At 43.5% G+C, this 8,740-nt stretch carries 17 protein-coding genes; 11 read left to right on the plus strand and 6 right to left on the minus strand.

All coding sequences use genetic code 11. The features are described 5' to 3' along the window. Positions 1-176 precede the first annotated feature (176 nt). From Q338_RS10840 to Q338_RS15390, 5 genes are read right to left on the minus strand one after another with little or no spacing between them, the layout of a single operon-like run. Entirely contained in the window at positions 177-518 is a 342-nt protein-coding gene (locus tag Q338_RS10840; protein ID WP_211249451.1) for a DUF1064 domain-containing protein, read from the minus strand. Then, on the minus strand, positions 502-678 hold the full coding sequence (locus Q338_RS14590) for a hypothetical protein (protein ID WP_156961072.1): 177 nt from the start codon (positions 676-678) through the stop codon (positions 502-504). The genes Q338_RS10840 and Q338_RS14590 overlap by 17 nt, the downstream gene beginning before the upstream one ends. A gap of 17 nt (positions 679-695) precedes the next feature. Next, positions 696-2,288 (minus strand): DUF1376 domain-containing protein, encoded by a 1,593-nt coding sequence (locus Q338_RS13855; RefSeq protein ID WP_169815862.1) that lies wholly within the window; start codon positions 2,286-2,288, stop codon positions 696-698. Positions 2,289-2,296: 8 nt separating this feature from the next. After that, on the minus strand, positions 2,297-3,022 hold the full coding sequence (locus tag Q338_RS13860; RefSeq protein ID WP_051968619.1) for a phage antirepressor KilAC domain-containing protein: 726 nt from the start codon (positions 3,020-3,022) through the stop codon (positions 2,297-2,299). 57 nt (positions 3,023-3,079) lie between these two features. Beyond that, on the minus strand, positions 3,080-3,202 hold the full coding sequence (locus Q338_RS15390) for a hypothetical protein (RefSeq protein ID WP_280517498.1): 123 nt from the start codon (positions 3,200-3,202) through the stop codon (positions 3,080-3,082). Between the two features lie 20 nt (positions 3,203-3,222). Between Q338_RS15390 and Q338_RS10860 the strand changes: the two genes are divergently transcribed. Then, entirely contained in the window at positions 3,223-3,429 is a 207-nt protein-coding gene (locus Q338_RS10860) for a KTSC domain-containing protein (protein ID WP_034295300.1), read from the plus strand. A gap of 12 nt (positions 3,430-3,441) precedes the next feature. Here Q338_RS10860 and Q338_RS10865 read toward each other — a convergent pair whose 3' ends face one another. Further along, positions 3,442-3,675, minus strand: a complete 234-nt coding sequence (locus Q338_RS10865) for a helix-turn-helix domain-containing protein (protein WP_034295302.1) — start codon at positions 3,673-3,675, stop codon at positions 3,442-3,444. A gap of 115 nt (positions 3,676-3,790) precedes the next feature. Here Q338_RS10865 and Q338_RS10870 point away from each other — a divergent pair, with 115 nt between their 5' ends. From Q338_RS10870 to Q338_RS10910, 10 genes are all read left to right on the plus strand, one after another. After that, the gene (locus Q338_RS10870) at positions 3,791-4,366 is read left to right on the plus strand and encodes an XRE family transcriptional regulator (RefSeq protein ID WP_034295304.1); all 576 of its coding nucleotides are present in this window, start codon (positions 3,791-3,793) and stop codon (positions 4,364-4,366) included. 3 nt (positions 4,367-4,369) lie between these two features. Further along, positions 4,370-4,738 carry a type II toxin-antitoxin system RelE/ParE family toxin gene (locus Q338_RS10875; RefSeq protein WP_034295306.1) on the plus strand — a complete coding sequence of 123 codons (369 nt, stop codon included), beginning with the start codon at positions 4,370-4,372 and terminating at the stop codon, positions 4,736-4,738. Beyond that, a complete protein-coding gene (locus Q338_RS10880) occupies positions 4,735-5,049 on the plus strand; it encodes a helix-turn-helix domain-containing protein (RefSeq protein WP_034295308.1) in 315 nt (104 codons plus the stop codon). The genes Q338_RS10875 and Q338_RS10880 overlap by 4 nt, the downstream gene beginning before the upstream one ends. Positions 5,050-5,080: 31 nt before the next feature. After that, positions 5,081-6,133: an N-acetyltransferase gene (locus tag Q338_RS10885; protein WP_034295310.1), complete on the plus strand. Its 1,053-nt coding sequence runs from the start codon at positions 5,081-5,083 to the stop codon at positions 6,131-6,133. After that, a complete protein-coding gene (locus Q338_RS10890) occupies positions 6,105-6,476 on the plus strand; it encodes an ASCH domain-containing protein (protein WP_034295312.1) in 372 nt (123 codons plus the stop codon). The genes Q338_RS10885 and Q338_RS10890 overlap by 29 nt, the downstream gene beginning before the upstream one ends. A gap of 197 nt (positions 6,477-6,673) precedes the next feature. Further along, positions 6,674-6,979, plus strand: a complete 306-nt coding sequence (locus Q338_RS10895; protein WP_034295314.1) for a hypothetical protein — start codon at positions 6,674-6,676, stop codon at positions 6,977-6,979. A 58-nt stretch (positions 6,980-7,037) separates the two neighbouring features. Beyond that, on the plus strand, positions 7,038-7,289 hold the full coding sequence (locus tag Q338_RS10900) for a hypothetical protein (protein ID WP_034295316.1): 252 nt from the start codon (positions 7,038-7,040) through the stop codon (positions 7,287-7,289). After that, complete coding sequence (locus Q338_RS14595) at positions 7,282-7,434, plus strand: hypothetical protein (RefSeq protein ID WP_156961073.1); 153 nt, start codon at positions 7,282-7,284, stop codon at positions 7,432-7,434. The genes Q338_RS10900 and Q338_RS14595 overlap by 8 nt, the downstream gene beginning before the upstream one ends. 26 nt (positions 7,435-7,460) lie before the next feature. After that, positions 7,461-7,742, plus strand: a complete 282-nt coding sequence (locus Q338_RS10905; protein WP_034295318.1) for a hypothetical protein — start codon at positions 7,461-7,463, stop codon at positions 7,740-7,742. Positions 7,743-7,828: 86 nt separating this feature from the next. Further along, the gene (locus tag Q338_RS10910) at positions 7,829-8,557 is read left to right on the plus strand and encodes a phage replication initiation protein, NGO0469 family (RefSeq protein ID WP_034295320.1); all 729 of its coding nucleotides are present in this window, start codon (positions 7,829-7,831) and stop codon (positions 8,555-8,557) included. Positions 8,558-8,740 lie beyond the last annotated feature (183 nt).

Consider the following 8,740-nt stretch of genomic DNA (forward strand, 5'->3'; position numbering starts at 1 on the left):
CACGTTTCTGAAAATGTTGGAACACAAAGCCTTGCACTTCAAATTAAACGATGCCGAACAGCGTTGTTTGGAAATTTTGGCAAGCTGGCAAGTGGCGGTTGCCAAAGTTGGGGCAAACATCGGTAAATGATGTTTCAGGCTGCCTGAAAGTCCTAGCGGACGGCAATTCAGGCAGCTTAAACTTCTTTGATTTGAATACCATGCACTTGCAACATCAATTTTTTCTTGATTTTGTACACGTCTGTTTTCATGCCTTTCACATCAATCACTTCCACACGCCCATCGGCAAAAGTAACGCGAAAATCAGCAATGTAAGCACAAGCGCGTTCAATCACTTTGCCGTCTGCACCGCGCTGGGCTGGGATAAGCTCAAATTTAACCTGCGTTTCAATTTGCACCACACGCTCGGCAGGATTGGTGGCATTTTTCAGGCAGCACAATTTGTCGTAAAAATCGGCTTCGCGTTTGCTGTCAAAGCCGCGTGTTTTGCGGTTGCGGTATTTATTCGGTTTCATCATCGGGTTTCCAGTTTTCAGGCAGCCCAGCCGCCTTGCGGTAGGTTTCAAATTCGTACCGCTCGTACCAATAACCATCGTAGTCATTGGTTTCGGCACATTTACGCCAGCGTGCATAATGCGTGGCTGCCATTTGTTGATAAAAATCAGAAAAATCATTCATTATCTTCCCCTAATTTTTCAGGCTGCCTGAATTCGCCCTTTGCCGATGTGTTTCAGTAATTCGGCAGATTTAGCCTTGCCTTCCGCCTGTTCTTGCTGCCACTTTTCAGGCTGAAATTGACGTTCAGGCTCACGCACAAGTTGTTTAGGCAAATGCCCAATCACATCACGCACACTCGGAAAACGAGATTGTGCTTCATCTGCCTGATTCGCATGGTTTTTGGCAGCCTGAAACGCTTGTGCAACATTTTCAGCATTCACAATCGGATTCAGTTCATTAAAACGAATTTCTTTCGCACAATGTTCAAACGCGTCATGCCACACACGGAATGTTTCCACCCACGAATCCGCAGGCGGTGGATATTTCAAACGCGCAGCCACCAAACTTGTCAAACCGTCCACAATCGCCGCATTTACCGCCACAGGCAGATAAGATTTCATGCCGCCCGATGTAATTTCTTGACGTATCGCGCTCAAAGTCATCAGCGATTGCTTAGTTTTACTGCCCACGCCAGATGGTTGCACTTCCCCATTTTTCGGCGCATGGTTTGCTTCTTTGGGCATAGAAGTAGGCAATAATTCCCACGTTGCTTTGTCGTAATTGTGTCCATGTTTGGCGCGGAATCGCGCGGCGGAACGCACAAACTCACTGTCCCATTGCGCGGCGGTTTGTTCCGTTTCGGGGCGACCAGCCCAGTAGGCGACAAAATCCAAAGCCGCGTCCAACATCAAACCTGTTTCGCAATTTGGCAAACCAGCGCGGCGCAACAGTCCGTTTACCATACCCAAGTCAGCAGGTTGCCAGTTGCCGTGCATGGCAAAGCGGTCAAACGGCGCAGGCAGGTCTATTGTTTTTTCAGGCTGCCTGAAATTTTTTTCCGCACGCGTTTGTTGCTGTTGTTCTTTTTTGGTTACTGGTTCTTGGTTATTGGTTATGGCTGAATTTTTGCCGTTACTTTCGCCGTTACTCAAATTTTCTCCGTTACTCGGTTCGTTACTCGCGCCGTTACTTAAATCGTTACGCGCCTTTTCCCGCAAATTTTTCAAACCGTTTAAACTCATTGATTTATCAGGATTTACGCCCAATTCTTTCAATTCAAGTAACAGGTTTTCACGCTGTTTTTGTCTGTGTAAAGCCTGTCTTTCAGCGTTACTCATGGCGTTACTTTCGTTACTCATGCCGTTACTCGGTTCGTTACTCGCGCCGTTACTTAAATCGTTATGCGCGTTACTCAAATTTTCATCGTCATACATTGCCAACAAAGCCGACAATTCCGACACGCTCATGCTTTTGTCAAACGCCACGCCCAAATCCGCCAAGCGTTTCATCATGGCGGGTTTGTTGCGGCGGTATTGGTAATTTTTGATTTCGCGGTCAATGCGGCTGTGGTGGTACTTGCCTTTTTTAAGCGTGAAGAACTCCGCCAAGACTTCACGCAGGGCGGTTTTTTCTTCATCTGTGCGACAACGGATTTTGTGCGCCAACTCGTTCAAATCATCAACAAGTGGCTTTTCGTTTTGGTAATACAGGCTAATCAAATCGCGATAAATCCAACGCGCCAAATTGTCCAAATGCCATGTCCGACCGTGAAAATCTTGAATGTGAAACATATACAAATTCATGATTGAACCCCGAAAATTTCCGCCAATTTGGTCAAACCTTTTGCCGTAATGCGGCATTGCGTAGCCAATCTGCCGCTTGATGAGCCATAGTCGTGCAAATTGTGGCGCAGCCAGCCGCGATTGATTTTGTCCTGATACCCAATCCAAGACGAGCCGTTGCGTTTGTAAATCCAACCATGCGCTTGAAGCCAATTCGTCAAATCTTTGGGCTGCATTTGCAAATCTTTTGCCGCGTCTCTGAAACAAAAATCGCCTTCTTTTGCGCTAATCAGGTCAAGTCCTGCCGCTTTGGGCGCGATTTCGGCAAGCTGCTGTTCGGCGGCTTGCTTGGCGCGGTGGGCGGCGATAAACGCTTCGGCAGCGGCAATCGGGTCGGTAAAATCGGGCAGCGCATTCAGGCTGCCTGAACGCAGCGTGTCAAACGCACGAATAACCGCCAAATGAAATTTTGCCGATACCCACATTGCATAGGCATAGACCAATTCGCGGCAAACAAAAGTGCCCACACCATTCAAAACATGGATAACTTTTTGATTATTTTGAGCTTCTCTAATTCGAGAAGCATTCAATTCATCAATCAATTCAATGGCTTGTTGATTACGCAACCAGTTGTCGGGCTTGTGGCGTGGTTCGCCACCGCTCGCACGGTGCAAATCGTTCAAGCAATACAAACCATTCACTTGACGAATTTGGATTTTTTCAATTAAAATCATGTCATTCATTTGAGCAGTCTCCTTGTGAAAAGCCCTGTAGTCGCGGACAGGGCTTTTTGTTTTGGGTTAATCACGCTTAGCAGCCAAAGCCACCAAGTCCAAAAAATCACGGCACAAAGTCAATTCATGCCCCATCTCATCACGAAAACCATATCGCTCAAAATGTGCGATAATTTCATTTTCCGTCATATTTTCAAGGGGCTTACACCATGCAACTTCATTATGTTTCATCATCAAACCTTTCTTGTATTGGTTACGAAAATGGTGTTTTGGAAATTCATTTCAAAAACAACACCGTTTATCACTATTTCAATGTGCCTGAATGGGTATTCAATGGCTTACTCGATGCGCATTCAAAAGGCGAATACCACGCACAACACATCAAAAACAGTTACACCTATCAGCGTGTTCGCTAATTTATCCAAAGGTTAATCGGGTTTAGGGCTGCCTGAACTTTCGGTGGCGGATTTTTCTGCCAGTTCAATATCGCCATAAATTTGTTGATATTGAATGGGAAACTTCAAACTTAAAAACTTTAATTGCGCTTTGGGGATACCGTTTTTTCGCCATTGAGAAACCGCCCCTTTGGTAATTTCACACGCTTTGGCAACGCTAACCGTACCGCCCAAATCATCAATAAAAGCAATATCCTCTTTAAGCATATTTACTCCGTGTTTAGATAACTTTTCATAAGTATAGTTTACTAAACGAAATAAATCAAGCAAACTTTCCTTTAAATAGTTTAGACTGCTAAACGAACAAAATAAGGATATTCATATGACGACGCTTAAAGAACGCTTGGAAGAAGTCATGCAAGAGCATGGATTGAAAACGCAACAGCAATTGGCTGAATTTGCGGGGGTTTCAAAGGGTTTGGTTGGTCAATGGTTCAAAGGCGATACAGGTTTAGGCGCAAAACCATTACTGGCATTTGAAACCAAAACCAATTTTTCTACACGTTGGCTTGTAGAAGGCAAAGGCGATAAATACCGCAATGAACCCAATCATTCAGGCAGCAATGTGGGCGAACAAAGTACCCACCATTTTTTTCAAGAAAACAGCAAGCCAGCCCATTCAGGCAGCCTGAAAAACCTAATTATGCCCGATGAAAGTTTTACACCTACCATACCGCAGGGCAGCGAACTCATTTGCGACAGCAGCCAAACCCAAATTATTGACGGCAAAATTTACCAAATTCAAATTGGCGATTTATTGTTTATTCGCCGCGTTTTCCGCCAAATTTCAGGCTGCCTGAAATTGCTTTGCGACAATGGCGCATTTGAAGAAACCCTGATTGAAGCTGAAAAAGTACACATTATTGGGCGCATTACCGCATGGACGATACAGGATTAAGCCATGCGGATATTCAAAAACCGATTTATTGCCAAATTTGCCGAAAAACAGCACATCAGCGATGAAGATTTACAGGCAGCCATTGCACGAGCCGAACAAGGCTTGATTGATGCCGATTTGGGCGGTGGTGTGATTAAGCAGCGCATTGCACGGCGCGGACAGGGTAAGCGTGGTGGCTATCGCAGCATTATTCTGTTTAAGCAAGATGATAAAGCCTTTATTGTCTATGCCTTTGCCAAAAACGACCGCGCCAACATCAGCACAGACGAATTGAGCGCATTCAAACAAGCTGCCAGTGCCTATTTAAATTATTCCGATGAACAATTATCCGCCTTGCAACAATTGGGCGAAATTTTGGAGATAACACCATGAAATACAAAAGTGAAGCCTTGCAAGTGGTGCATGAAATGATGTGTGCCAGCCACCAAATCGGTGCAATCAGCGATGAAAAAATGCGCGAATTTGACCGCGCCTGCCTGATTGAACCCGAACCGCTCAATAGCGAACAAATCCGTGCCATTCGTGAACAGCACCATTTAAGTCAAGCCGATTTTGCACGGCAATTAAGCGTGAGCATTCAAAGCTTAAACGCATGGGAACGAGGTACGCGCAAACCCAATCATGCTGCATTAAAATTGCTCAATATCGTCAAACACAAAGGCATTGAAGTGTTGCATTATTGATTTCAGGCAGCCTGAAAACAGGGATAATACCATGGATAATTTAAAATACTTGCCTTTTGCTCAAATCAATTTGCAAGACCCATTTTTTGACAGTTTGAAGCAAGATTATGTGGAATTTCCACAATGGTTTGTCAAAAAAGCACAAGCGTATGCCTATGTCTTGTATTCAGCACAAGATAACAGCATTCAAGGCTTTATGTATCTGAAAACAGAAGAAAAGGTCGATGATGTTACACCACAGCTTTTGAGTAGCGCATTGAAAATTGGCACGTTTAAATTCAATCCGCAACAAACTTTGCGTGGACACAGATTTTTAAAAAAAGCACTGGATGTTGCCATTCATCAAAACCTGCGCTATGTGTATCTGACTGTTTTTGCAAAACATGAAGGCTTAATTAAATTAATTGAAACCTATGGTTTCTATCGTCATGGCGAAAAGCAAAGCGATAATGGCACGGAATATGTGTATGTGCGTGATTTATCTCTTATTCAAGGCGATATTCTGAAAGATTATCCATTGGTTAAGCCACAATCTGTGAACAAATACCTATTGGCGATTGAGCCAAAATATCATACTGCACTTATCCCAGAAGCCATTTTAAATAACGAGTGCTTGGATATTGTGAAAGACGTTTCTCATTCAAACAGCATACAAAAAATCTATTTATCGGCAGCCTACAATGCGCCAGAGCTTAAAAAAGGGGATTTATTATTGATGTATCGCAAATCAGATGGTACAGCCCCTGCTGCTTTTCGCAGCGTGGTCAGCGCGGTATGCACTGTTTTAGAAGTGAAAAACATTCACGATTTTACTGATGAAAAAAAATATCTTGATTATTGCGAGAAATTTAGTGTATTTTCTAAAAAAGAGCTGTGTCAATTTTATGCCAATAAACGCTATCCATACATTATCCGATTTGCCTTTAATTTTGCCTTTCCCAAAAGACCAATTAGACAGCAATTAATTGATGATGTGGGCATCAGCACAGAACGCTTGGTGCTGATGGCGATAACCGACCAGCAATTTAACCATATTTTAAAGCTAGGTAACATCAATGAGAATTTTATTATCCATCAAACCTGAATTTGTTGAAAAAATCATTTCAGGAGAAAAAAAGTTTGAATTTCGCCGCAAATTGCCTAAAAAAACAGATATTCATACGGTAATTGTGTATGCTACCTTACCTGTTGGCAAAGTGGTGGGTGAGTTTTCTGTTCAGCAAATTTTATCGATGCCGCCCAATGAATTGTGGCATAAAACAGCAGCACAAGCGGGCATCAATAAAGGCTTTTTTGATGATTATTTTAGTGAAACCGAAACGGCTCATGCTTTTCAAATTGGGATTTTTAAGCAATACTCACAACCCAAATTATTAAGTGATTTCATACAATCAGGTTGTGCACCGCAATCATTTTGCTACGTTTGATTTTTTATTCTTTGTTTTCTTCTCATTAAACCGCCGAAAGGCGGTTTTTTTGCGCCTTGTGAAAACTTTATTTTGTTTAAAATCAAAGTGTTATTTCATAATAATAAGGTATTTGTTTAGTTTTCTAAATTTATCCTTGACTTTAATTGTTTAGAAAACTATACTTCATACATCAACAAACACAAGGCAGCCTGAAAATGAAACATTCAGACAACGAAGGCTACACAAGCTGCATGAGATGGGCAAGTGCCGAAACCGATGACAAATGGGTGTGGCGACACGAAACCGACCAATCTACACCCTTTGAAGAGTGGAAGCGGCGCAAAGACGAAGCCGATAAAGCGTGGCGCGAATCATACCGCAAAACACAAAAAAGCAAACACGAAGCCCATGTTATCGCCTACCACCGCCACCGCGCCTACGGACACCTACCACAGCGCGAAAGCATGAGTTTAGCGGACGCACTAAAGCTGATTACCGAAAAATTTGGACGAGCTGTTTGAATTTCAGGCAGCCTGAATAAACCAGTTTATTTCATCACTACTTTTAGGAGCAATCCAAATGCAAACCGACATTCACATCACCATTCAAACACCGCCCGCACCGCCAACTTTGCGTACCCAAATTGGCACGGACATTCGCATTATCCGTTTAACGGACGGAAAAATCTGCGTTTCACATCAATTTGATGATGTTATCCACATGTGTGATTTGCGCGAAAAACGCATTTACTGGCTGGCAAATCTGCTGGAATTAAAGCCCGAAGAAATCAGTTTTCTGAATGGGCATTTGGTGGAGAAAACCCATGGATAAAGAAATCACATTCTCATACACGCTCACATTGAGCGTGTTGGAAATCATCAGCTATTCAATATTATTTGGGGCGATATTTTGCCTGTTGCTGGGCATTATCTTCTACAAATTTGATGTAGTCCGTTTTTTCAAAGAAAAAATGTGATTTCAGGCTACCTGAAAGGTCAGTAAATGGACAAAGTGGAAGAACAAATTCTGCGCATTGTGCAGCAATATCCGTTGCAAGAATGCGATTTTATCAGCACCCAAATGGGCTTTTGTCGCGGTAAAACGCAACGTATCTTAAAAAGCATGCGGCAGCGACAATTGCTATACACAAAGCGCGTGGGCAAAACCTATCTGTACACCACAGAACCGCCTGTACCACCAAAGCCCGCTCGCACCACCAGCGAAGAAATGGCATTTCGCCGCAAAATGGTCGCCAAATTTGGGGGTTTGCCCATTGTGTTTTAAATTTCAAATCCAAGCGGTTTCAGGCAGCCTGAAAATTGCCGAGACCGTTTCAGTTTGCAATTTTCCAACCGCCAAGGAGTTAAAAAATGGCACTCATTATCCAAAAAACATCGAGCATTTCCGAGCCAGCCCCATCAGGTTTGCATCATGCACATTGCATTCGTGTGATTGATTTGGGGCAACAATTCAACAAATTCAACGGCAAAAAACAACACAAAATCATGATTGCTTGGGAGATTGTCGGCAAAACCAAATCAGATGGCAATCCCCACATTGCAGCGAAAACCTACACCGCCAGCTTAAACGAAAAAGCCAAATTTTTCCAAGATTTGTGTGGTTGGTATGGCGACCATCACGATGTAGACGAATTTGATTTTAATGAGTTGTTGGGCTTGCCATGCGCCATCAATATCACCCACAAACCCAGTAAAGATGGCACAAAAACCTATGCCGAAGTGCAAAGCATCGCCCCTCCAATGGAAGGCATTGCATTGCCAAAACCTCAAACCACACCCAAAGCGTTTGATTTGTCCGCGCCTGATTGGGAGTTGTTCGCGGAATTTTCCGATTACACGAAAGATTTAATCCGCAAATCGCCCGAATACGCCGCTTTGGATTTGCCAGCGAATGCGCCACCACCGCTCGCAGCCGAAACGCCAAAACCCAGCAAAATGCCGCTCAACGACAACTTAATCAAAATGCTGGGAGACAGCCTGAAAACAGGCACAATGACGCTGGAAAAGCTGTTTGAAAGCTACGAAGTAACGGAAGAACAGCGTTTGCATTTTGAAAGTCTTGTTTCCGCCACCGAATAATTTTAAAGCTGCCTGAAAATCCGCATAAACGGCAATTCAGGCAGCCTGAAACATCATTTACCGATATTCGCCCCAACTTTGGCAACCGCCACTTGCCAGCTTGCCAAAATTTCCAAACAACGCTGTTCGGCATCGTTTAATTTGAAGTGCAAGGCTTTGTGTTCCAACATTTTCAGAAACGTG

It is taken from the genome of Alysiella crassa DSM 2578 (genome assembly GCF_000745955.1).
In the GTDB taxonomy this organism is placed as follows: Bacteria; Pseudomonadota; Gammaproteobacteria; order Burkholderiales; family Neisseriaceae; genus Simonsiella; species Simonsiella crassa.